The 22,462-nt window shown below is 61.3% G+C and carries 24 protein-coding genes; 19 read left to right on the top strand and 5 right to left on the bottom strand.

Going from position 1 to position 22,462, the window contains the following annotated elements; genetic code table 11:
- Positions 1-3 precede the first annotated feature (3 nt).
- The 19 genes from yidC (at position 4) to VG99_RS08260 (ending at position 19,351) form a co-directional block, all read left to right on the top strand.
- Positions 4-1,689 carry a membrane protein insertase YidC gene (gene yidC / locus VG99_RS08350; RefSeq protein ID WP_044499335.1) on the top strand — a complete coding sequence of 562 codons (1,686 nt, stop codon included), beginning with the start codon at positions 4-6 and terminating at the stop codon, positions 1,687-1,689.
- An 80-nt stretch (positions 1,690-1,769) separates the two neighbouring features.
- Entirely contained in the window at positions 1,770-3,140 is a 1,371-nt protein-coding gene (gene mnmE, locus VG99_RS08345) for a tRNA uridine-5-carboxymethylaminomethyl(34) synthesis GTPase MnmE (protein WP_044499334.1), read from the top strand.
- A 543-nt stretch (positions 3,141-3,683) separates the two neighbouring features.
- Positions 3,684-5,582 carry a tRNA uridine-5-carboxymethylaminomethyl(34) synthesis enzyme MnmG gene (gene mnmG / locus VG99_RS08340; protein ID WP_044499333.1) on the top strand — a complete coding sequence of 633 codons (1,899 nt, stop codon included), beginning with the start codon at positions 3,684-3,686 and terminating at the stop codon, positions 5,580-5,582.
- On the top strand, positions 5,579-6,232 hold the full coding sequence (gene rsmG, locus VG99_RS08335) for a 16S rRNA (guanine(527)-N(7))-methyltransferase RsmG (protein ID WP_044499332.1): 654 nt from the start codon (positions 5,579-5,581) through the stop codon (positions 6,230-6,232). Before mnmG ends, rsmG begins: the two co-directional genes overlap by 4 nt.
- Positions 6,233-7,030: a ParA family protein gene (locus VG99_RS08330; RefSeq protein ID WP_044499331.1), complete on the top strand. Its 798-nt coding sequence runs from the start codon at positions 6,233-6,235 to the stop codon at positions 7,028-7,030.
- Positions 7,031-7,052: 22 nt separating this feature from the next.
- A complete protein-coding gene (locus VG99_RS08325) occupies positions 7,053-7,913 on the top strand; it encodes a ParB/RepB/Spo0J family partition protein (protein ID WP_044499330.1) in 861 nt (286 codons plus the stop codon).
- A gap of 158 nt (positions 7,914-8,071) precedes the next feature.
- Positions 8,072-8,476: a F0F1 ATP synthase subunit I gene (locus tag VG99_RS08320; RefSeq protein WP_044499329.1), complete on the top strand. Its 405-nt coding sequence runs from the start codon at positions 8,072-8,074 to the stop codon at positions 8,474-8,476.
- Between the two features lie 14 nt (positions 8,477-8,490).
- Positions 8,491-9,345, top strand: coding sequence for a F0F1 ATP synthase subunit A (atpB, locus tag VG99_RS08315; protein WP_044499328.1), 855 nt, complete (start codon positions 8,491-8,493; stop codon positions 9,343-9,345).
- 67 nt (positions 9,346-9,412) lie between these two features.
- A complete protein-coding gene (gene atpE, locus VG99_RS08310; protein WP_044499327.1) occupies positions 9,413-9,652 on the top strand; it encodes a F0F1 ATP synthase subunit C in 240 nt (79 codons plus the stop codon).
- A 91-nt stretch (positions 9,653-9,743) separates the two neighbouring features.
- Entirely contained in the window at positions 9,744-10,214 is a 471-nt protein-coding gene (locus tag VG99_RS08305) for a F0F1 ATP synthase subunit B (protein WP_044499326.1), read from the top strand.
- Positions 10,215-10,225: 11 nt separating this feature from the next.
- Complete coding sequence (locus VG99_RS08300) at positions 10,226-10,762, top strand: F0F1 ATP synthase subunit delta (protein ID WP_044499325.1); 537 nt, start codon at positions 10,226-10,228, stop codon at positions 10,760-10,762.
- A gap of 15 nt (positions 10,763-10,777) precedes the next feature.
- Entirely contained in the window at positions 10,778-12,322 is a 1,545-nt protein-coding gene (atpA, locus tag VG99_RS08295; RefSeq protein WP_044499324.1) for a F0F1 ATP synthase subunit alpha, read from the top strand.
- Positions 12,323-12,396: 74 nt separating this feature from the next.
- Positions 12,397-13,257 carry a F0F1 ATP synthase subunit gamma gene (atpG, locus tag VG99_RS08290; protein ID WP_044499323.1) on the top strand — a complete coding sequence of 287 codons (861 nt, stop codon included), beginning with the start codon at positions 12,397-12,399 and terminating at the stop codon, positions 13,255-13,257.
- A gap of 48 nt (positions 13,258-13,305) precedes the next feature.
- Positions 13,306-14,682 carry a F0F1 ATP synthase subunit beta gene (atpD, locus tag VG99_RS08285; RefSeq protein WP_044499322.1) on the top strand — a complete coding sequence of 459 codons (1,377 nt, stop codon included), beginning with the start codon at positions 13,306-13,308 and terminating at the stop codon, positions 14,680-14,682.
- A 44-nt stretch (positions 14,683-14,726) separates the two neighbouring features.
- Positions 14,727-15,167 (top strand): F0F1 ATP synthase subunit epsilon, encoded by a 441-nt coding sequence (locus tag VG99_RS08280; RefSeq protein ID WP_044499321.1) that lies wholly within the window; start codon positions 14,727-14,729, stop codon positions 15,165-15,167.
- 182 nt (positions 15,168-15,349) lie between these two features.
- Complete coding sequence (gene glmU / locus VG99_RS08275; protein ID WP_044499320.1) at positions 15,350-16,720, top strand: bifunctional UDP-N-acetylglucosamine diphosphorylase/glucosamine-1-phosphate N-acetyltransferase GlmU; 1,371 nt, start codon at positions 15,350-15,352, stop codon at positions 16,718-16,720.
- A 76-nt stretch (positions 16,721-16,796) separates the two neighbouring features.
- On the top strand, positions 16,797-17,981 hold the full coding sequence (gene cfaB / locus VG99_RS08270; RefSeq protein ID WP_044499319.1) for a C17 cyclopropane fatty acid synthase CfaB: 1,185 nt from the start codon (positions 16,797-16,799) through the stop codon (positions 17,979-17,981).
- An 84-nt stretch (positions 17,982-18,065) separates the two neighbouring features.
- A complete protein-coding gene (locus VG99_RS08265) occupies positions 18,066-18,893 on the top strand; it encodes a flagellar brake protein (RefSeq protein ID WP_044499318.1) in 828 nt (275 codons plus the stop codon).
- Positions 18,893-19,351, top strand: a complete 459-nt coding sequence (locus tag VG99_RS08260; RefSeq protein WP_052508747.1) for a DUF192 domain-containing protein — start codon at positions 18,893-18,895, stop codon at positions 19,349-19,351. The genes VG99_RS08265 and VG99_RS08260 overlap by 1 nt, the downstream gene beginning before the upstream one ends.
- An 11-nt stretch (positions 19,352-19,362) precedes the next feature.
- On the opposite strand, the gene VG99_RS08255 is transcribed toward VG99_RS08260, so the two are convergent.
- The 5 genes from VG99_RS08255 to VG99_RS08235 all read right to left on the bottom strand — a co-directional run bounded on the left by VG99_RS08255 (position 19,363) and on the right by VG99_RS08235 (position 22,461).
- Entirely contained in the window at positions 19,363-19,719 is a 357-nt protein-coding gene (locus tag VG99_RS08255) for a hypothetical protein (RefSeq protein ID WP_052508746.1), read from the bottom strand.
- 118 nt (positions 19,720-19,837) lie between these two features.
- Positions 19,838-20,212, bottom strand: a complete 375-nt coding sequence (locus tag VG99_RS08250) for a DUF3301 domain-containing protein (protein WP_044499317.1) — start codon at positions 20,210-20,212, stop codon at positions 19,838-19,840.
- On the bottom strand, positions 20,209-20,904 hold the full coding sequence (tsaA, locus tag VG99_RS08245) for a tRNA (N6-threonylcarbamoyladenosine(37)-N6)-methyltransferase TrmO (protein ID WP_044499316.1): 696 nt from the start codon (positions 20,902-20,904) through the stop codon (positions 20,209-20,211). Before tsaA ends, VG99_RS08250 begins: the two co-directional genes overlap by 4 nt.
- 2 nt (positions 20,905-20,906) lie before the next feature.
- Positions 20,907-21,839, bottom strand: a complete 933-nt coding sequence (locus VG99_RS08240) for an alpha/beta hydrolase (protein ID WP_052508745.1) — start codon at positions 21,837-21,839, stop codon at positions 20,907-20,909.
- 94 nt (positions 21,840-21,933) lie between these two features.
- Complete coding sequence (locus VG99_RS08235) at positions 21,934-22,461, bottom strand: DUF3299 domain-containing protein (RefSeq protein ID WP_158023896.1); 528 nt, start codon at positions 22,459-22,461, stop codon at positions 21,934-21,936.
- Position 22,462: the final 1 nt, after the last annotated feature.

Here is a 22,462-nt window from a genome sequence, read left to right as displayed (position 1 = left end):
ACCATGAACATGCAACGAAACATCCTCATAGCTGCCTTGCTCGTGATCACCTACCTCATGGTTCTGCAGTGGAACAATGATTACGGTCAGGGTGAGCCGCTGCCGGCAAGCGAAACCGAGATGAGCATGGCCAACGAGGACCTGCCGACCCTGCCCGCAGCCGATGGCGCGAATGACGATGTGCCCCAGGCGATCGAGCCGGGTGCTGGTGACGTGCCCGCGACGCCGGTGCAGACCGCAGCCACCGCCACGGGCCTGATTCGGGTGCAGACCGATACGCTGAACCTGAGCATCAACCCGCTCGGTGGCGATATCGTTGCCCTGTCCCTGCCGGAATATCCGACCCGCAAGGACCGGCCGGACCTGCCGTTCCAGCTGCTCGAGCAGAATAATAACCGGACCTACATCGCCCAGAGCGGGTTGGCCGGTCGCAACGGCCCCGATGCCCGCGCCAATGGCCGTCCGCTGTACAGCGCCGAACAGACCAGTTATCAACTGGCCGAAGGTGAAGACAGTCTGACCGTGGACCTGCGGTTCAGTGAAAACGGCGTCAACTACATCAAGCGGTTCAGCTTCACCCGCGGTGATTACCTGATCGACGTCGACTACCTGATCGACAACCAGAGCGACAGTACCTGGACCGGCAGCCTGTTCGGCCAGATCAAGCGGGACAAGAGCGGTGATCCGTCCAGTTCCAGCGCGACCGGCATGGCCACCTTCCTCGGTGCCGCCTACTGGAGCGCGGAGAACGACTACACCAAGATCAAATTCGGCGACATGGACGACACTCGCCTGAAGCAGACCGTCGACGGTGGCTGGATTGCCTGGCTGCAGCATTATTTTGTCAGCGCCTGGATCCCCAGCGCCGAGCAGCAGCATGTCTATCAGACCCGCAAGGATAGCCAGGGCAACTACATCGTCGGTTTTGTCAGCCCGTCGGTGAATGTGTCCGCCGGGGAGCAGGCCAGCATCAGTGCCGATTTCTACGCCGGTCCGAAGATCCAGGACCGCCTGAAGGAAATCTCCCCCGGTCTGGAGCTGACGGTTGATTACGGTTTCCTCTGGTGGATTGCCCAACCGCTGTTCTGGGTGCTGAGCCTGATCCACAGCGTGGTAGGCAACTGGGGCTGGAGCATCATCCTGCTGACCATCCTGATCAAGCTGGTGTTTTTCCCATTGTCGGCCACCAGCTACCGGTCCATGGCCAACATGCGCCGGGTGGCTCCCAAACTGCAGGCCCTGCGTGAGCAGTATGGCGATGACCGGCAGAAAATGTCCCAGGGCATGATGGAGCTGTACAAGAAGGAAAAGATCAACCCGCTGGGCGGCTGCTTGCCGATCCTGGTGCAGATGCCGGTCTTCATCGCCCTGTACTGGACGCTGATGGAAAGTGTTGAGATGCGCCAGGCACCCTGGATTGGCTGGATCACCGACCTGTCGCTGAAGGACCCCTACTTCATCCTGCCGATTCTGATGGGCGCGAGCATGTTCATCCAGCAGCAGTTGAACCCGACACCGCCGGATCCGATGCAGGCCAAGGTCATGAAGATGCTGCCAATCATCTTCACCTTCTTCTTCCTGTGGTTCCCGGCAGGCCTGGTACTGTACTGGGTGGTCAACAACATCCTGTCGATCGCGCAACAGTGGTACATTACTCGCCAGATCGAAGGCGCCGCGGAAAAGGACTGATCGTCCCCGCCAGCCAGACGCAAACGCCCCGATATCGGGGCGTTTTGCTATCCACCGTTTGCAGCCATACAGGACAGATCATGAGCCGTGCCTACCATGCCGATACCATTGCCGCCATCGCCACACCGCCTGGCCAGGGGGGCGTCGGCATCGTCCGCGTGTCCGGGCCGGCGGCGCTGGATATCGCCGGACAGCTGGCGGGCCTGACACCGCGCCCCCGGCATGCGCATTACGGACCATTCCAGGATCAGGGCATCACGCTGGACCACGGCCTGACCCTGTACTTTCCCGGCCCGCATTCCTTTACCGGCGAAGACGTGCTGGAACTGCACGGCCACGGCGGCCCGGTAGTGATGGACATGCTGCTCAAGGCCTGTCTGCGTCTGGGCGCGCGCCTGGCCCGCCCCGGGGAATTCAGCGAACGGGCCTTTCTCAATGACAAGCTGGATCTGGCCCAGGCCGAGGCGATTGCCGACCTGATCGAAGCCAGTTCCGAACAGGCTGCGCGCAATGCCGTGCAGTCCCTGCAGGGAGCCTTTTCCCAGCGAGTACACAGTCTGACCGAAGCCTTGATCGGCCTGCGTATCTACGTCGAAGCGGCGATCGATTTTCCGGAGGAAGAGATCGATTTCCTGGCTGACGGTCACGTGCTCAGCCAGCTGCAGGCCGTCCAGCAGCAACTGGCCCAGGTTCGCCGGGACGCCGGTCAGGGCGCACTGCTGCGCGATGGCATGACGGTGGTGATCGCCGGGCGTCCCAACGCTGGCAAGTCCAGCCTGCTCAATGCCCTGGCCGGCCGGGAAAGCGCCATCGTCACTGATATCGCTGGCACTACCCGGGATATTCTGCGGGAACATATCCACATTGATGGCATGCCCCTGCACATTATCGATACCGCGGGGCTGCGCGATACCGATGATGTGGTGGAAAAGATCGGCGTCGAGCGCGCCATGGCGGCCATCGCCGATGCCGATCGCATCCTGCTGGTGGTCGACGCCAGCCAGCCGGAAGCCAACGATCCCGAGCAGCTCTGGCCGGAATTCCTCCAGCAGCGGCCCGACCCGGCAAAAATCACCCTGATCTACAATAAGATCGACCTGATCAACGCAGCGGTGGAGCAGCAGACCGCGGCCGATGGCAGCGTCAGCCTGCGTCTCAGCGCCCGGAATGGCGCGGGCATCGAGTTGCTGCGCGAGCACCTGAAGGCCTGCATGGGTTATCAACAGACCGCGGAGAGCCTGTTCAGCGCCCGCCGGCGCCACCTGGAAGCCCTGGAAGAGGCTGCCGCGCATCTGGACCACGGGCACCGGCAGCTCACCCTGCTGGGCGCTGGCGAGCTGCTGGCCGAGGATCTGCGCATGGCGCAGCAGGCGCTAGGCAGTATTACCGGCCAATTCAGCGCCGACGATCTGTTGGGCAGGATCTTCTCCAGCTTCTGCATCGGTAAATAATCCTGCCGGCCTTCTGGCCGGCAGCTATTCACTCTCCCCTCCGCGCTGTTTCTCGCCCCGTTTTGCGCTCTGCGCTCCGCGTGCCCTGCCCTTTTTGCACGGCGGGGCGGCTGCCGGCTGCGTTTCTACCGCGGTTTCTCCTCGATAAGCCCTGTGCACAACCCGGCCCAAGCCCTGCCCATAACCCTGTGTGTAAGCCAGAGGCGAACCGCCCTGTGGATAACCTAGGCGCTTATGCACAGGATGCACCCCCATCCCGACACTGGCTGTGCCCAGTCGGAGCACAGGGTTATACTTTCGCCAAAAATATGATTTATATAGGGTTTTCCTACATATCCACAAAAAAGCCGCTGACCATATACAGCATTAACATAAAGCTTTTTAAATATTTTCTATCTTTATTCTATGAATGACCGCCAGTGGATAACGGCCAGCGCAGCTGTTCAAAAAATGTCCAGGCAGGGCTGCAATTTTTCTGCTCTGAGCCTATAATCAGCCCCTTTTCCCGACCGTCCGGCTTCTGCCCGGGCAACGAGGTGTACGTTGGACTTTCCGGATCGTTTTGGCGTGATTGTGGTAGGTGGCGGCCATGCCGGTACCGAGGCTGCCCTGGCGGCTGCCCGCATGGGCGTGAAAACGCTATTGCTCAGCCATAACGTCGAAACGTTGGGCCAGATGAGCTGCAACCCCGCCATTGGCGGAATCGGCAAGAGCCATCTGGTCAAGGAAATCGACGCCCTCGGCGGCATCATGGCCAAGGCTACTGACCGTGCCGGGATTCAGTTCCGGGTGCTCAACAGCCGCAAGGGCCCAGCGGTACGGGCGACCCGTGCCCAGGCGGACCGGGTGCTGTACAAGGCGGCGGTGCGCTACGCCTTGGAAAACCAGCCCAACCTGTGGATATTCCAGCAGGCCTGTGACGACCTGATCGTCGAGCAGGACCAGGTCCGCGGTGTGGTCACCCAGATGGGACTGCGTTTTCTGGCCGACAACGTGGTGCTGACTGCCGGAACCTTCCTCGGCGGTCGGATCCATATCGGTCTGGATAACTATTCCGGCGGTCGCGCCGGTGATCCGCCGGCCATCGCCCTGGCCCAGCGGCTGCGCGAGTTGCCGCTGCGGGTCGATCGGTTGAAGACCGGCACCCCGCCGCGCATCGACGGCCGCAGTGTGGACTTTTCGCAGATGACCGCGCAGCCGGGCGACACGCCGATCCCGGTGATGTCCTTCACCGGCAGCGCCGATGAGCATCCCGAGCAGGTCAACTGCTGGATCACCCACACCAATGAGCGGACCCACGAGATCATCCGCAACAACCTGGATCGCTCGCCGATGTACACCGGCGTCATCGAGGGGGTCGGTCCGCGCTATTGCCCATCGATCGAAGACAAGATCCATCGCTTTGCCGATAAGGATCAGCACCAGGTGTTCATCGAGCCCGAAGGGCTGACCACCCACGAGCTGTATCCCAACGGGATTTCCACGTCCCTGCCCTTCGATGTGCAGCTGCAGATCGTGCGGTCGATCCGCGGCATGGAAAACGCACATATCCTGCGCCCGGGTTACGCCATCGAATATGACTATTTCAATCCGCAGGACCTGAAATATTCGCTGGAAACCAAGGTGATCAGCGGGCTGTTCTTCGCCGGCCAGATCAACGGCACCACCGGCTACGAGGAAGCTGCCGCGCAGGGGCTGCTGGCTGGATTGAACGCTGCCCGCCGTTCCCAGGGGCTGGACAGCTGGTGCCCGCGCCGCGACGAGGCCTACATCGGGGTGCTGGTCGACGACCTGATCACCATGGGCACCCGCGAGCCCTACCGCATGTTCACCTCCCGCGCCGAATACCGCCTGGTACTGCGCGAAGACAACGCCGACCTGCGCCTGACCGAACAGGGTCGAGAGCTGGGGCTGGTGGATGACGCCCGTTGGGCTGCCTTCAGCACCAAGCGCGAGGCCATCGAGACTGAACAGCAGCGGCTCAAATCCACCTGGGTGCAGCCGACCAGCGCTATCGGCCAGCATTTTGCCGAGCATTTCAATACTCCGCTGACCCGGGAATACAACCTGCTGGATCTGCTGCGCCGGCCCGAGGTGGATTACCCTACCCTCGCCCGGATTACCGGTGTCATGGACATTCCGGCCGACGCCGCCGAGCAGGTGGAAATCCACGCCAAATACGCCGGTTATATCGAGCGGCAGCAGGACGAGATCGACAAGCTGCGGCAGCATGAGCAGACCCTGCTGCCGGCGGATCTGGACTACGCATCGCTGAACGGCCTGTCCAAGGAAATCAGCCAGAAACTGGCGAGTATCCGCCCGCAGACGCTGGGCCAGGCCTCGCGCATTCCCGGCGTCACCCCGGCGGCGATCAGTCTGCTGCTGATCCACCTGAAAAAGCGTAATGCATTGCACGACGGCACATTGGCCCGGGAGGCTTGAGCGGTATGGTTGATCACACCAGGGAACTGGTTCGCGGTGCCGAGCAGATGGGCCTGTCGCTGACCGATCAGCAGGTTGAGTTGCTGCTCGGTTACCTGGGGTTGTTGAACAAGTGGAACAAGGCCTACAACCTGACCGCGGTGCGCAACCCCGATGAAATGGTCAGCCGTCATCTGCTCGATAGCCTGAGCGTGTTGCCCTTCGTCACACCCGGCCGCTGGCTCGATGTGGGCAGCGGTGGTGGCATGCCTGGGGTGATCCTGGCGATCATGCAGCCGGCCAGCCAGTTCACCCTGCTCGACAGCAATGGCAAGAAGACCCGCTTCCTGACCCAGGTGCGGTTGGAGCTGGGCCTGGCCAACCTGCAGGTGGTCAACAGCCGGGTGGAGGCATTTACCCCGGACCAGGTGTTTGACGGTATAGTGTCCCGAGCATTCAGCTCGCTGGCCGATTTTACCCGGCTGACCCGGCACCTGAGTAGTCCGGATACCCAGTGGCTGGCCATGAAGGGGCTGTACCCGGACACCGAGCTGCAGGCCCTGGATGCGGAATTCACTGTGACCCACAGTGAGGAATTGGCGGTTCCCGGTTGCCAGGCCAGCCGGCACCTGCTGATACTGCGACGCACGGCACAAGAGAGGACATCCTGAGTGGGCAAGATACTGGCAATTGCCAACCAGAAAGGCGGCGTCGGCAAGACGACCACCACGGTGAATCTGGCCGCCTCGCTGGCAGCGACCAAGCGCAAAGTGCTGCTGATCGACCTCGATCCCCAGGGCAATGCGACCATGGGCAGCGGCGTCGACAAGTCGCAGCTGGAAGCCTCGGTCTACGAACTGCTGACTGACCGCTGCAGCTTCGACGAGGCGTTGCAGCAGTCCGAGCACGGCGGCTATGCACTCTTGCCGGCCAATGGCGATCTGACCGCCGCGGAAGTCGAGCTGCTGGAATTCAGCATGAAGGAAAGCCGGCTGCGCTCCGTGCTGGCCACTGTGCGCGAGCAGTACGACTTCATCCTGATCGATTGCCCGCCGTCGCTGAACATGCTGACCATCAACGGACTGGTCGCCGCTGACGGTGTGATCATTCCCATGCAATGTGAATATTATGCCCTGGAAGGCCTGTCGGCCCTGGTCAACACCATCCAGCGCATCAGCTCGGCACTCAATCCGACGCTGCAGATCGAAGGTCTGCTGCGCACCATGTATGATCCGCGCAACAGCCTGACCCGCGAGGTGTCGGAGCAGTTGAGCAGCCATTTCGGTGACCGTCTGTACCAGACCGTCATTCCGCGCAACGTGCGGTTGGCCGAAGCGCCCAGTTACGGCATGCCGGTACTGACCTATGACAAGCAGTCGCGCGGCGCCGTGGCTTACCTGGCCCTGGCCGGTGAGCTGGTCAGGCGCACACGCAAGGCGGCCAAGCAGGCTGCTGCGGTAAACGATTAATCGGAATAAGGACAGGACAGGCATGGCGGTCAAGAAACGCGGCTTGGGACGGGGACTGGATGCACTGCTGGGGCAATCCAACCCCAACGAGAAGACGGAAGGCAGTCAGGATCAGCAACTGCGTGATCTGCCGGTCGACCTGATTCAGCGCGGCAAGTACCAACCCCGCCGCGACATGGACCCCCAGGCCCTCGAGGAACTGGCCCAGTCGATCAAGGCGCAGGGTGTCATGCAGCCCATCGTGGTCCGCCCCATCGCTGGCGAGCGCTACGAGATCATTGCCGGTGAACGGCGCTGGCGTGCTACCCAGCAGGCTGGCCTGGACAGTATTCCGGCGGTGATCCGCGAAGTGCCCGATGAAGCGGCCATCGCCATGGCCCTGATCGAGAACATCCAGCGTGAGGACCTCAACCCGATCGAGGAGGCTATCGCCCTGCAGCGTCTGCAGCAGGAGTTCGAGCTCACCCAGCAGCAGGTCGCCGATGCGGTGGGCAAGTCCCGGGTCACCATCACCAACCTGCTGCGGCTGATGTCACTGCCCGACGACGTCAAGCTACTGCTCGAGCGCGGCGATATCGAAATGGGTCATGCCCGGGCATTGCTCGGCCTGCCGGCGGAACAGCAGACCGAGGCGGCTCGCCAGGTGGTCGCCCGCGGCTTGACCGTACGCCAGACAGAGGCGCTGGTCCGCCAGTGGCTGAATCCGCGTCGTGAGCCCGGTGATATTCGCAGTAATCCGGATATCGACCGCCTGCAGCAGGACCTGGCCGAGCGCATCGGCGCGGAAGTGAAAATCCAGCACGGTAGCAAGGGCAAGGGCAAGCTGGTCATCAGTTATAACTCGTTGGATGAACTCGACGGCGTATTGATGCACATTAAGTAACAACTGCGACATTGCAGCGCACCACGGATTTCCATGGCTGTAGTTGAATCGACTACGTAATCCACCTATACTCCTCGCGCTATTTTAGCTGGGCAAAAATGCACCAGTGTGTTGCAGCAGCAGCGGTAGACGTCGTCGGGAAAGCCAAGAGGGTTGGAATGGACGCGAGAACGCCCAACAAATCCCCCTTTCACCGCACGCCCGCCTTCCCGGTTTTGTTGCTGCAACTGATCGTGACCTTGGCAGTAGCGCTCGTCCTGTGGGTATTCCGGGGCTGGATAGCGAGCTACTCGGGTCTGTTGGGTGGGCTTGTGGCACTTATCCCCAACTGCTATTTCGCCTTTCGGGTGTACCGCTACAGCGGAGCCCGGTCGGCCCGTGCCATCGTCGGCGAGATCTACTCCGGTGAGGCAGGGAAACTGATACTGACGGCCGTGCTGTTCATTGCAGTGTGGCTTGGCGTGCAACCGCTGGAGGTGGTGTCCGTATTTGCGGGTTACCTGGCGGTACTGGCAATAGGTGCCAGCGCATTGCTGATCGTCGATGGCTTTCCAAAGCATTAGTGTCTGAGGCAAATATGGCAACCACATCAGCTGAATACATTCAGCACCATTTGCAGAACCTGACCTTCGGTAAACTACCGGCGGGTTATGAGCGGGCTGACGGCAGCATCGTCGAGGAAACCACCTGGACACTGGCCAGAACCGGTGCCGAGGCGGCTGACATGGGTTTCATGGCGGTCCACCTGGATACACTGGGCTGGGCGGTAGCCATGGGACTGGTCTTCATTGGCCTGTTCCGTTATGTGGCCACCCGCGCCACGGTCGACACCCCCGGTCGGCTGCAGAATTTCGTCGAAATCATCGTGGAGTTCGTCCAAAGCATCGTCAAGGACACCTTCCACGGGCGTAATCCGCTGATCGCCCCGCTCGCCCTGACCATCTTCGTCTGGGTGTTCCTGATGAACTCCCTGAAGTGGATCCCGGTGGATTACATCCCCGGTCTGGGTATGGCCCTGGGTCTGGATTACTTCAAGATTGTGCCGACCACGGATCCGAACGCGACCTTCGGTATCTCCATCGCGGTCTTTGCCCTGATTCTCTACTACAGCTTCAAGGTCAAGGGTGTGGGCGGTTTCACCAAGGAACTGACGCTGACCCCGTTCAACCACTGGGCGCTGATCCCCTTCAACCTGTTTCTCGAGGTTCTCGGCCTGTTGACCAAGCCGCTGAGCCTGGCACTGCGTCTGTTCGGCAACATGTATGCCGGTGAGGTGGTGTTCATCCTGATTGCACTTCTGCCCTTCTACGTGCAATGGGCGCTGAACGTGCCGTGGGCAATCTTCCACATTCTGGTAATTCCGCTGCAGGCCTTCATCTTCATGGTGCTGACTGTGGTGTATCTGAGCGGTGCTCATGAGGATGGTCACTAAGCACCCGTAGACCCGTGTTCAACCAACGATAAACTTGAACTTAAACTTTGATCCCCTAGGAGTAATTATGGAACTCGTCATCATCGCTGCCTCTATCATGATCGGTCTGGGCGCTCTGGGTACCGGTATCGGTTTCGCCATCCTCGGTGGCAAACTGCTGGAATCCACTGCCCGTCAGCCTGAGCTGGCTCCGCAGCTGCAAACCAAGACCTTCCTGATGGCCGGTCTGCTCGACGCCGTACCCATGATCGGTGTTGGTATCGCGATGTACCTGATCTTCGTTGTTGCACCTGGCGTTGCTGGTTAATTTCGACTGGTAACGATGAACGGCAGAACGCAGGTTCTGCCGTATCAGTGTTATCCCCAGGACTCAATGAAATAGCACGAGGTAAATCGCTGTGAATATTAATCTGACGCTGTTTGGTCAAACGATTGCCTTCGCTATTTTTGTCTGGTTTACCATGAAATTCGTATGGCCGCCGATTACCCACGCCATGCAGGAACGCCAGAAAAAAATCGCCGAAGGCCTGGATGCGGCTGGCCGCGCCCAGCGCGACCTGGGACTTGCCCAGGAAAAAGCCGCCCAGACCCTGCGTGAGACCAAGGAACAGTCTGCCCAGATCATCGAGCAGGCGAACAAGAGTGCCACCCTCATCGTTGAGGAAGCCCGCGAGCAGGCACGTTCCGAAGGTGAACGTCTGATTGCAGCTGCCAAGGCTGAAATCGAGCAGGAAATGAACCGCGCCAAGGACCAGCTCCGCGCCCAGGTTGCCGCACTGGCAATCAAGGGAGCCGAACAGGTTCTGGAATCCGAAGTGGATGCTTCGGCCCACAGTGAGCTGGTCAACAAACTGGCCTCACAACTCTAAGCGAGGCGAGCATGGCTACAATCACTACGCTAGCTCGGCCTTACGCAAAAGCGGCTTTCGAGTTTGCTACTTCTGCTGCTGCGCTGGATGCCTGGTCAGGCATGCTGGCTCTGACAGCCGCCGTAGCTGCCGATCCGATTTTTGTCGAGAGGATGCGTGACCCGGCGTTGACGCGGGAGCGCAAGGCCGATGACCTGCTCATGGTGTGTGAAGGTAAGGTTACTCCGGAGTTCGGAAATTTCATCCGCACCCTGGCCGATAACGACCGTCTGCTCCTGATCCCGGACATCGCCGAGCTCTTTGAGCGATACAAGGCGGAACACGATCGCAGCATCACAGTCGAGGTGGAATCCGCCTTCGAGCTGACTGACGATCAACAGAAAACGCTGGCAACCGCTTTAACCAAGCGGTTAGACCGCACAGTAACTCCTCATGTGACCATCAACCCGTCTCTGATTGGCGGTGTGTTGATTCGTGCGGGTGACCTGGTCATCGACGGTTCGGTCCGCGGCAAGCTTGCAAAGCTGGCCGAGGCGTTGAAATCCTGATTTGAGGGACATGGCATGCAGCAACTGAATCCTTCCGAAATTAGCGAAATTATCAAGCAGCGCATCGAGAAGCTCGATGTGAACTCACAGGCTCGCAATGTCGGTACTATCGTCAGCGTATCTGACGGTATTGTGCGCATTCACGGTCTGGCAGACGTGATGTACGGGGAGATGATCGAATTCCCCGGTGGTGTTTACGGGATGGCTCTGAACCTGGAGCAGGACTCCGTCGGCGCCGTCATCCTGGGTAACTACCTGACCCTGGCCGAAGGTATGGAAGCCAAGTGCACCGGCCGCATCCTGGAAGTCCCGGTGGGTCCGGAACTGCTGGGCCGCGTGGTCGATGCCCTGGGTAACCCCATCGATGGCAAGGGTCCGATCGAAGCCAAACTGACCGACGCCGTTGAAAAAGTGGCGCCGGGCGTGATCTGGCGTAAGTCGGTCGACCAGCCGGTACAGACTGGCTACAAGTCGGTTGACGCGATGATTCCGATTGGCCGTGGCCAGCGCGAGCTGATCATCGGCGACCGTCAGATCGGTAAGACCGCCATGGCGATCGACGCGATCATCAACCAGAAAGATAGCGGCATCAAGTGTGTCTACGTTGCGATCGGCCAGAAGCAGTCGACCATTGCCAACGTCGTACGCAAGCTGGAACAGCATGGCGCGCTGTCCAACACCATCATCGTTGCCGCCTCGGCTTCCGAATCGGCTGCTCTGCAGTTCCTGGCTCCGTATTCCGGTTGCACCATGGGCGAGTTCTTCCGCGACCGCGGTGAAGATGCGCTGATCGTGTTCGACGACCTGTCCAAGCAGGCCGTGGCCTACCGTCAGATCTCCCTGCTGCTGCGCCGTCCGCCGGGCCGTGAAGCCTATCCCGGTGACGTGTTCTATCTGCATAGCCGTCTGCTGGAGCGCGCTTCCCGCGTATCCGAAGAGTATGTCGAGCAGTTCACCAAGGGTGAAGTGAAGGGCAAGACCGGTTCCCTGACCGCATTGCCGATCATCGAAACCCAGGCCGGTGACGTCTCCGCCTTCGTTCCGACCAACGTGATCTCCATCACCGACGGTCAGATCTTCCTGGAGTCCGACCTGTTCAACTCCGGTATCCGCCCCGCGGTCAACGCCGGTGTGTCGGTATCCCGGGTAGGTGGTTCGGCCCAGACCAAGATCATCAAGAAGCTGTCCGGTGGTATCCGTACCGCACTGGCCCAGTACCGTGAACTGGCTGCGTTCGCCCAGTTTGCCTCTGACCTGGACGAAGCGACCCGTAAGCAGCTGGAGCATGGTCAGCGCGTTACCGAGCTGATGAAGCAGAAGCAGTACGCGCCGATGTCGGTAGCGGAAATGGCGATCAGCCTGTACGCCGCCGAGAAGGGCTTCCTGACTGATGTCGAGATCAGCAAGATCGGTGCCTTCGAGACCGCTCTGCTGGCCTGGTTCAAGCGCGAAAAAGCCGACCTGCTCGCCAAGATCAACGAGAAGGGCGACTACAACGACGAGATCGAAGCCGGTATCAAGTCTGGCATCGAGAACTTCAAGGCGACCCAAAGCTGGTAAGCCGAGGGCGGGATATGGCCAGGCCATGTCCCGCTTCGTGCGATACGGCCACGGGCTAACCTGAAAGGTGTGACATGGCAGGCGCAAAAGAGATTCGCGGTAAAATTTCGAGTATCAAGAGTACTCAGAAGATCACCAGCGCCATGGAAAAGGTGGCGGTCAGCAAGATGCGCAAGGCACAGCAGCGCATGGCGACCAGCCGTCCCTACGCTGAGCGGATTCGTCAGGTGATTGGCCATCTGGCCAACGCCAATCCCGAATATCGCCACCCCTTCATGCAGGAGCGTGAAGTCAAACGGGTTGGTTATATCGTGGTCAGCACGGATCGTGGTCTTTGCGGTGGTTTGAACACCAACCTGTTCAAATCGCTGGTAACACATATGAAAGAGTGGCGTGACCGTAACGTCGAAACCGAGCTGTGCGTGATCGGCAGCAAGGGTGCTGCGTTTTTCCGCAGCTACGGTGGCAATGTTGTCGCGGCAATCAGCAATCTGGGGGAACAGCCGGCCCTGAACGACCTCATCGGCAGCGTCAAGGTCATGCTTGACGGCTACCACGAAGGTCGGATCGATCGTCTGTACCTGGTCTCCAACGAGTTCGTCAATACCATGGTGCAGAAGCCCAAGGTAGAGCAGATGATTCCCCTGGTGCCTTCGGACGCCTCGGAGCTGCAGGAACGGTGGGACTACGTCTACGAGCCGGACGCCCAGGCGCTGCTGGATGGCCTGTTGAAGCGGTACATCGAATCGCAGGTTTACCAGGCTGTTGTCGAGAACAGTGCCAGCGAACAGGCGGCACGGATGATCGCGATGAAGAATGCGACTGACAATGCGGGCGATATCATCGATAGCCTGCAGCTGATCTACAACAAGGCACGTCAGGCTGCGATCACCCAGGAAATTTCGGAAATCGTCGGCGGCGCGGCTGCGGTATAACGCGGCTGGTGAGACGAAACGGTTTCATACCACTTAGAGGAACCTACAATGAGTAGCGGACGTATCGTTCAAATCATCGGTGCCGTCATCGACGTGGAATTTCCGCGCGATCAGGTGCCGAACGTATATGACGCGCTGAAAGTCATCGGCGCGGAAACTACCCTGGAAGTCCAGCAGCAGCTGGGCGACGGCATTGTCCGTACCATCGCCATGGGTAGTACTGAAGGCCTGAAGCGTGGCCTGGATGTCAACAACACCGGCGCTGCGATTTCCGTTCCGGTCGGTGCTGGCACCCTGGGCCGCATCATGAACGTACTGGGCGAGCCGATCGACGAAGCCGGTCCGGTTGCGCATGAGGAGAAGTGGGGTATTCACCGCGCTGCTCCCAGCTACGCCGAGCAAGCGGGCGGCAGCGACCTGCTGGAAACCGGGATCAAGGTCATCGACCTGGTCTGCCCCTTTGCCAAAGGCGGCAAGGTTGGTCTGTTCGGTGGTGCCGGTGTCGGCAAGACCGTGAACATGATGGAGCTGATCAACAACATCGCCAAGGCGCACAGCGGTCTGTCCGTGTTCGCCGGTGTTGGTGAGCGTACTCGTGAAGGTAACGACTTCTATCACGAGATGAAGGACTCCAACGTTCTGGACAAGGTTGCGATGGTGTACGGTCAGATGAACGAGCCGCCGGGTAACCGTCTGCGCGTCGCCCTGACCGGCCTGACCATGGCCGAGAAATTCCGTGAGGAAGGCAAGGACGTACTGCTGTTCATCGACAACATCTACCGTTACACCCTGGCCGGTACCGAAGTATCCGCGCTGCTGGGTCGTATGCCGTCCGCGGTAGGTTACCAGCCGACTCTGGCTGAGGAGATGGGTGTCCTGCAGGAGCGTATTACCTCCACCAAGACCGGTTCCATCACCTCCATCCAGGCCGTATACGTACCTGCGGATGACCTGACTGACCCGTCGCCTGCCACCACCTTCGCCCACCTTGACGCGACCGTGGTACTGAGCCGTGACATCGCCTCCCTGGGTATCTACCCGGCGGTTGACCCTCTGGATTCCACCAGCCGTTCGCTGGATCCGCTGGTCATCGGCCAGGAGCACTACGACGTTACCCGCGGTGTGCAGTACGTTCTGCAGCGCTACAAGGAGCTGAAGGACATCATCGCCATCCTGGGTATGGACGAGCTGTCCGAGGAAGACAAGCAACTGGTAGCCCGCGCTCGTAAGATCCAGCGCTTCCTGTCGCAGCCTTTCCACGTGGCCGAAGTCTTCACCGGCGCACCCGGCAAGTACGTTTCCCTGAAAGAAACCATCCGTGGTTTCCAGGGCATCCTGAACGGTGATTACGATCACCTGCCGGAGCAGGCTTTCTACATGGTCGGCACCATCGACGAAGCAGTAGAGAAAGCGAGCAAAATGTAATGGGCCGCGCCCGCTCCGGCGGGCGCTGAACCGAGGCAACGTAAATGGCTATGACAGTGCACTGCGATATCGTAAGCGCGGAAGAAGAGCTGTTTTCCGGTCTGGTCGAGATGGTCGTGGCACACGGCAACATGGGTGACATCGGCGTACTGCCGGGTCACACACCGCTGCTGACCGACCTCAAGCCGGGCCCGGTTCGGGTGATCAAGCAGGACAAGTCCGAAGAGGTGTTCTACATCTCCGGTGGCTTCCTCGAGATTCAGCCGAGCATGGTCAAGGTGCTCGCCGATACGGCTATCCGTGCCGGTGACATCGACCAGGCAGCTGCAGAAGAAGCGAAGAAGGCCGCAGAAAAGGCTCTCAACGAGAAAGGCTCCGAGTTCGACTATGGTTCGGCCTCCGCCCGTCTCGCCGAAGCCGCAGCCCAATTGCGGACTGTGCAGGAACTGCGCAAGAAATACGGTGGACCGGCGATCAATCGCTGAGTCACCATTGGAAAAAGGCAGCTTCGGCTGCCTTTTTCTTTGCCCGCAGGGCCAGCCCGTCAGCGGCGCGTATTCCCCGGTGAACTTAACCCCAGCGCTGCCACTCTCACCCCCGAGCTTGCAGCGCGCAGCGTGCAGCTTCTATCATCGCTTTCATTCTCAACTCAACAGGATCCGTTTTGATGAATCTCCACGTTGTCATTCTTGCCGCCGGACAGGGCACCCGCATGCGTTCCGCACTTCCCAAGGTACTTCATCCGGTGGCGGGCAAGCCGATGCTGGAGCATGTCATTGACAGTGCGCGGGCATTGCTGCCGGACGGTATCCACGTGGTGATCGGGCATGGTGCCGAGCGGGTGCGGGAAACCCTGGACGGCGCCGATCTCAACTGGGTGCTGCAGACCGAGCAGTTGGGGACGGGCCATGCGGTGGCCCAGGCGCTGCCGCACATCCAGGGAGCCGATCAGATCCTGGTGCTCTATGGCGATGTGCCGCTAATTCGCCTGGAAACCCTCCGGGCGCTGGTTGACCAGGCGGGCAACAACAGCCTGGGACTGCTCACGGTATTGATGCAGGACCCGACTGGCTATGGACGGATCATCCGTGACCAGAGCGGCCGGGTTCAGGCCATCGTCGAGCAGAAGGACGCCTCGGCGGAACAGCTGCAGATCAACGAAGGCAACACCGGCATCATGGTGCTGCCGGGCAGCAAGGCCGCAGATTGGCTGTCCAGCCTGTCCAACAACAACGCCCAGGGCGAATACTACCTGACCGATGTGGTTGCCCTGGCGGTCGCCGGCGCTGTGCCGGTGGAGGTGGCCCAGGCGGCGGACGAACTGGAAGTCATGGGGGCCAACAACCGTCTGCAGCTGGCGGTGCTGGAGCGGGGCTGGCAGCGGCGTGAAGCCGAGCGGCTGATGGTGCAGGGCGCCTCCCTGGCGGACCCGGCGCGGCTGGACGTGCGCGGTGAGGTAACCATCGGCCGGGATATCAGCATCGACGTCAACGTGGTGCTCGAGGGTCGGGTGGTGATCGAGGACAACGTGGTCATCGGGCCGCACTGCGTGATCCGCGACTCGGTGATCAAGAGTGGCACCGTGATCAAGGCCTTCAGTCACCTGGAGGGCGCCGAGGTATGTGAAGACTGTGATGTCGGGCCCTACGCCCGGCTGCGGCCAGGCACCGTACTGCATCGAGGCGCCAAGGTGGGCAACTTTGTCGAGACCAAGAAGACGGTGGTGGGTGAAGGCGCGAAGATCAACCACTTGTCCTATGTCGGCGACGCCGAGGTGGGGCAGGGCGCGAATATCGGCGCCGGTACCATTACCTGCAACTATGACGGAGTGAACAAGTTCGTTACCCGCATCGGCGATGGTGCCTTCATCGGCTCCAACACTTCGCTGGTGGCCCCGGTCACCATCGGTAACCAGGCCACCACCGCCGCGGGATCGACCATCACCCAGGATGTCCCTGACGCCCAGCTGGGTGTAGCCCGCGGGCGCCAGCGCAACGTCGCGGGCTGGAAGCGCCCGGTCAAGCAACCCAAGCCCTGACGCCGCCGGCGAAACAGGCAAATTCCGTTCCTGTGTCCTATATTGGTCTGACGCCGATGGACACAGGAGATAACGGATGTTCGCGCAATTTTCCGAAACATTGGGGGCATTGCAGTTGCCTCTGCGGGTGGTGGTCAAAGGTGGACCGACGCTGGATCTCGGACCCGACCCCCAGGTAACACTGCAGATCAACGATCTGGGCCTGCTGCAGGAGATGCAGAACCCCACGCTGGACAAGCTGGGGGAGGCGTATATCGATCAGCGGCTGGATATCCAGGGCGATATCATGGACGTCATCGCCATCGCCGATCGGCTGAGCAAGGGGCTTCTGGGAGAGCATCCCGAACCTCCAGTCGAGCGTACCGAGCATGACAAGCTGATGGACGCCGAGGCCATCTCCTACCATTACGACCTGTCCAACGATTTCTACGCACTCTGGCTCGATCCACAGATGGTCTACTCCTGTGGCTACTTCCGCAACCCGGAGGACAGCCTGGCAACCGCGCAGACCCAGAAGCTCGATCACCTGTGCCGCAAGCTCCGACTCAAGCCAGGCGAGCGCCTGCTCGATGTGGGCTGCGGCTGGGGCGGGCTGGCCCGCCATGCTGCCCGCTTCTATGACGTGCAGGTACATGGCATCACCCTGAGCAAGGCGCAGCTGGAGCTGGCCCAGGCGCGTAACGAGGCGCTGGAGCTGACCGACAGGGTGACCCTGGAGCTGCGGGATTACCGGGACCTCGAGGGTACCGAGAACTACGACAAGGTGGTTAGTGTCGGCATGTTTGAGCATGTCGGCCACGCCAACCTCGGGGCCTACTTCAAGGTGCTGCATGACCAGGTCAAACCCGGTGGGCTGGTGATGAACCACGGCATCACCGCCAAGTACATCGATGGTCGGCAGGTAGGGCGGGGCGCTGGCAAGTTCATCGGCCGTTACGTATTCCCCCATGGCGAGTTGCCGCACCTGTCGATGGCCATCGCCCACATGAGCGAGCAGGGCCTGGAAGTGCTCGACGTCGAGAGCCTGCGCCTGCACTACGCCCGAACCCTGGAGCATTGGAGCCATAACCTGGAGCAGCGGCTGGATGAAGCCAGAGGCCTGGTGTCCGACAAGGCGCTGCGGATCTGGCGCATCTACCTGGCGGGCTGCGCCTATGGTTTCCGCCGCAATTGGATGAATATTCACCAGATTCTCGCGGTCAAGCCGCTGGCCGATGGCAGTCACCACGTTCCCTGGACCCGGGAAGACCTGTATCGATAATGGCAGCCGAGTACGGGATTTTGGTGGTCTGCGCTCTTGCCGGCTGCTACATTGCCCAGGTTCCGGCCCCGGTGGAGATTGGTATTGCACCTGAAACTGCTTGATTCTAATGACCTGATTCTCGGCGAACCCCTGCCCTGGGATCTGCTGGACGCCGAGGGCAAGGTCCTGTTCCGCCAGGCCCAGCGTATTGAAAGTGGTCCGTTGTTGCGCAAGCTGGTGGAGAAGGGTGTATACCGCCGCGCCGAGGCGACCGGCGAGGCGGCCGAACCCGCGCCAGTAGGCCTGAACCAGTTGTCGCTGGCACCCGGCGATATGCTGCAATTGCAGGTGCTCAGTCCTACCCATGCCGACCGCTACCAGGTGCGGGTGGTGGGTTTTCATGCCCCGGTCAGCGTGATGGTGACCGCGCCCGTGGTGCAGGGGCGGGTGGTCTTCGTGAAGGAAGGGCAGCGCTTTCTTGCCCGCGGTTTTATCGGCAAGGACGTGGTGGCCTACAACACCAAGGTGCTGAAATCCCAACTGGCGCCCTTTGCCTACCTGCACCTGGCCTGGCCGGACGAGGTGCAGACCATGCGTATCCGCAGCTCGGCGCGGGTGTCGGTGGATCTGGTCTGCGCCATTACCGGTGCGCTTGGCCAGAGCGCCGGCCGGATTGCCGACCTGAGTCCCGGCGGAGCGCGGATCCTGTCGCCCAGCCAGTTCGCCGTGGTCGATGAAGAGGTGAGGCTGGCGTTCCGGATCAATCCGGGCGGCGTCGAGGTTTACCTCAATATCACCGCCCTGGTACGCACGGTCAGCCGTGACAGTGAGCAGGTGATTACCGGGGTGGAATTTGTCCAGCTCAGCGAGGCAGATCGTCTGTACCTGAGCAATCTGGTCTACCAGAGCATGCTCAAGGAGCATTCCTGATGGTCGCCCTGGTGCGCCGGTGGGGGTTGCTCGGGTGCCTGCTGTTCAGCCTGCCGCTGCAGGCACAGACCCTGACTACCACCCTGGGTGGCGAGCCGCACCTGCTGCAGCTGGTAGCGGACCCGGACAGCCGCCGACAGGGCTTGATGGGCCGCGCGGAGCTGAATCCGGGGGAGGGCATGCTGTTCGACTTCCCGGCCGGCACGCGACCGGCGATCTGGATGCGCAACATGCAGCTTGCCCTGGATCTGTTGTTCGTCGATGACCAGGCCCGGCTAGTGCATGTCTTCCCGCGGGTGCCGCCCTGTGCGAGCACCCCCTGCGATGTCTACCAGGCGGACCGGCCGCTGCGCTTCGTTATCGAAGTGCCCGCTGGCACCGCGGAGCGGCTCGGTCTGCGGGTCGGTGACCAGCTGGACCTGGCCGGCCGCGAATCCTCGCCGCCGCCCCCTTACTGAGTATTACCAGGTCAGGGTTGGCGCCATTGCCCTTGGCTGAACTGCTCACAGTAGGCCTTCAACACCGGCGCGTCCGCGGGCTCGCTGTAGTAATGGATCGCCTGACGATAGGCCACTCCCTCGCTACGCGCCTCGTTACAGACACCATAGGCCCCCGCCGGGCATTGATCGACAAAGGTAATGTTGAAACTGCGGTCCGGGATCTGCGGTTGGCAGAAACTGTCCTTGAATAACTGGGGCGGGATATTGATGTTCTGCTGGCACAGGCGCACGGGCAACTGGTCGTCATTGGACTCGATCAGGCAAGCGGCGGAATGGGCGGCGACGCTGTAGCCCAGCAGCCCGAGCAGAACAACATAACGGATCATGGCATCCAGTCCCTGGTTGAAAAGGCTACCTTAAAGCGCCTGCCATTCCGCCCGCAAGGGGCAGAGTGATGGTTCCACGTGGAACGAATAGGAATAACCAGTAGGTGCTTTGATAACTTCAATGAAGGTAATGGACGTTGTCCCGGCGGGGCGGACTGTCTGGGCCAGGTCCCTCGCCCGGAAACGGATGGGGCGCAAGTTCGATTTTCAGCACGTCCGCGCCATGCAATTCGATAAAGCCGCTGTACCTGTGCTCACCGGTCACGGTGAATTCAAAACCGTAACGGCGGATCAGCCCCGGCCGCCCATGGCGTCCCCGTCCCAGTCGCAGCCGGTTGAGCGCGATGCTTTCGTCCAGCAGCTGCACCTGGCTGCGTTGGCAGTGTTGCCGGACCAGGCGCAAGGCCCGATCACGCAACCCGAGCCCGCGCCAGATCCAGGCGCCGACCCCCGCAGCCAGCAGCATGAGCGTAACGTGGCCCAGGTCGATCATGGCGATGCCTCCACCGCCAGCACGCGGATCTGCTCCGGTTCGGGGTAGTGCCAGCGTACCTCCAGATCCCATAGACGTACGCCATAGATCCGCTCCGCTGAGGGGCGTTGGTAGGCCGGCTTGGGGTCTTGGGCCAGGCATTGTTCGATGAGCTCGCAGACGGGCTGCTGCAGCCGCTGGGCCTGTTCCAGGGCCTGGGTACGGGCAGAGGGCGCCCAGGATACGGGTAACTCGGGCGGCGGCGCGTCGGCGAGGGTGTTATGGGCCTCGGGCACGCTATCGGCGTAGGGCACGTAGGGCTTGATATCCAGCACCGGGGTGCCGTCGAGCAGATCGATGCCGGACAGCAGCAGGCGACCCGGCTCGATGCCATCCAGCCTGACCACCGACTGACCCAGGGGATTGGGGCGGTGGGTGGAGCGGCTGGCAAAGACGCCGATGCGTTGATTGCCCCCCAACCGGGGCGGGCGTACCCGCAGGTGCTCCGGCCCGGAGCCGGCCTGGTGGAAGACGAACAGCAGCCACAGGTGACTGACGCCTTCGAGCCCGGCGACCGCTTCCGGGGTGTTGTAAGGGGGCAGGAGTTCGAGCACACCGCGGGCGGCGGGCGCCAGGCGCGGCTGGCGGGGAATGGCGAACTTCTCGGCGAAACAGGAGTGCACGACGCCAATCGGCTCGAAGTGGTAGGGCATGGTCAGTTCCGGATCAAGGGCGGTATGGCCTCGGGATTATCCAGCAACACGAAGTGACTGCCGTCAGGCACCTCGATGATCTGCAGGTTCTCGGCCTGCCGGGCACTGTCCAGCATGGCGCCGCTATGCAATACGCGATCCTGCTGCGGGACCAGGATCGCACCCCGTTTGACGTGGCGGTAGATCTCCGGTCCGGTACTGCGCATCCACTGCTCGAGATCTTCAAGATTGGTCATCACCACCCGGCTCGAGCGCGGGTTGAACGGCATGGCAAGAATCAGCTCGCGTTTGCTGGCGTCATGCAAGGGCCCCCATATCGGGCGGGACAGGATGCTGGCCGGCTTGCCCTGCCATAGTAGATGAACCAGCGGCAGCAGCCAATGGCCCAGCCGCGGGGTCGGCCGGTAGGCCCGGCCCTGGGGGAGCGCCGGTGCCTCCAACAGCACCGCTGCCGCTTCGAACAGATCGGGCCGCTGGCGGGCGGCTTCCAGTACCACGGCGCCGCCGCGGGAGTGGCCATGCACGCGCACATCAGGGGTGCTGACCAGGTATTGCAGGGCCAGGTTGAGCACCTGGGCGTCACTGGCGATCAGCCCGGTGACCAGCGCCGGTGTGGTGGGCCAGGGCGGTTGCTGGAAGACCGGGTTGGCCAAGGGCAGATGGTAGTCGCCACTGGTCAGCATGATGAGTTCGATCGTCGGGTCGCTGTAGTACTGGGTGAAGTACAGGGGATTTTCCAGGAAGCCGTGCATGACCACCACGGAGCGCACCGGATTGTCGCTGCGCCGGCGGATGATACAGGTGCTACCGACGCGGTATACCTCCGCCGCCATGGGCACCGCCTGGCGCTGGGGTACGGGTCGATCAAGCAGCCAGCGGCGAAACGCCCAACCGCCCGTTAGCAACAGTACCAGTAGCCCCGTGAAAAACCCCATCTTGCCTCCGCTGCATGCTTGGTCCAGGCGGGGAGCTTAGCGTAATGCCCGTTCCAGAGCGCTCACCCGTGTGGGCGATAGCAGAAAGCCATGCTCACTCGTAGGGGTATTCCACCACCTGCTCGGCGGCCATGCGGTAGCTGGCGTCGGCCAGTTCATTGCTGGTCTGGGCGACCTTGAGGGTGCCGGTCAGCAACAGGGGTTCGTAGATATCGTCGATGGCGATGCCGGCAGGATAGTCGACCAGGATGATCTGATTGGGCGGTGGCGGCGGGACATGGATGCAGGCGCCGGGGTAGGGCACCAGGAAGAAGCTGATATAGCGGCCGCGCTCGTCGGTTTCCAGGGGCACCGGGTAGCCACCCAGGGCGATATGTTGGCCGTCCATCTCGGTGACCACCCGGGTGGAGTACATCACCTCGGGCAGGTTGCGGTCGGCGGAACGCAGGCTGTTGGCGAAGTCGCCGGGGGCTTCACCACCCCAATCGTGGCTGATCTCCGGCATGTCGAGCATCGCCTGGTAATCCTCCGCCGGCAACAGGTCGAGCCAGTCCACAGTGCGGGGTGCTGCCAACAGCAGGCTCGGACAGAGCAGTACTACAGTGATCAACAGCCGCAGCATG

Source organism: Pseudomonas saudimassiliensis (assembly GCF_000939975.1).
In the GTDB taxonomy this organism is placed as follows: domain Bacteria; phylum Pseudomonadota; class Gammaproteobacteria; order Pseudomonadales; family Pseudomonadaceae; genus Halopseudomonas; species Halopseudomonas saudimassiliensis.
Note: the sequence above shows the minus strand (reverse complement) of the source record. Positions and strands in the feature narration are given on the sequence as shown.

Coding starts and splice junctions, on each gene's coding strand:
- yidC (WP_044499335.1), top strand. CDS start 4: ATGAACATGCAACGAAACATCCTCATAGCTGCCTTGCTCGTGATCACC.
- mnmE (WP_044499334.1), top strand. CDS start 1,770: ATGAGCCGTGCCTACCATGCCGATACCATTGCCGCCATCGCCACACCG.
- VG99_RS08325 (WP_044499330.1), top strand. CDS start 7,053: ATGGCGGTCAAGAAACGCGGCTTGGGACGGGGACTGGATGCACTGCTG.
- VG99_RS08320 (WP_044499329.1), top strand. CDS start 8,072: ATGGACGCGAGAACGCCCAACAAATCCCCCTTTCACCGCACGCCCGCC.
- atpB (WP_044499328.1), top strand. CDS start 8,491: ATGGCAACCACATCAGCTGAATACATTCAGCACCATTTGCAGAACCTG.
- atpE (WP_044499327.1), top strand. CDS start 9,413: ATGGAACTCGTCATCATCGCTGCCTCTATCATGATCGGTCTGGGCGCT.
- VG99_RS08300 (WP_044499325.1), top strand. CDS start 10,226: ATGGCTACAATCACTACGCTAGCTCGGCCTTACGCAAAAGCGGCTTTC.
- atpA (WP_044499324.1), top strand. CDS start 10,778: ATGCAGCAACTGAATCCTTCCGAAATTAGCGAAATTATCAAGCAGCGC.
- atpG (WP_044499323.1), top strand. CDS start 12,397: ATGGCAGGCGCAAAAGAGATTCGCGGTAAAATTTCGAGTATCAAGAGT.
- atpD (WP_044499322.1), top strand. CDS start 13,306: ATGAGTAGCGGACGTATCGTTCAAATCATCGGTGCCGTCATCGACGTG.
- VG99_RS08280 (WP_044499321.1), top strand. CDS start 14,727: ATGGCTATGACAGTGCACTGCGATATCGTAAGCGCGGAAGAAGAGCTG.
- glmU (WP_044499320.1), top strand. CDS start 15,350: ATGAATCTCCACGTTGTCATTCTTGCCGCCGGACAGGGCACCCGCATG.
- cfaB (WP_044499319.1), top strand. CDS start 16,797: ATGTTCGCGCAATTTTCCGAAACATTGGGGGCATTGCAGTTGCCTCTG.
- VG99_RS08260 (WP_052508747.1), top strand. CDS start 18,893: ATGGTCGCCCTGGTGCGCCGGTGGGGGTTGCTCGGGTGCCTGCTGTTC.
- VG99_RS08255 (WP_052508746.1), bottom strand. CDS start 19,719: ATGATCCGTTATGTTGTTCTGCTCGGGCTGCTGGGCTACAGCGTCGCC.
- VG99_RS08250 (WP_044499317.1), bottom strand. CDS start 20,212: ATGATCGACCTGGGCCACGTTACGCTCATGCTGCTGGCTGCGGGGGTC.
- tsaA (WP_044499316.1), bottom strand. CDS start 20,904: ATGCCCTACCACTTCGAGCCGATTGGCGTCGTGCACTCCTGTTTCGCC.
- VG99_RS08240 (WP_052508745.1), bottom strand. CDS start 21,839: ATGGGGTTTTTCACGGGGCTACTGGTACTGTTGCTAACGGGCGGTTGG.
- VG99_RS08235 (WP_158023896.1), bottom strand. CDS start 22,461: ATGCTGCGGCTGTTGATCACTGTAGTACTGCTCTGTCCGAGCCTGCTG.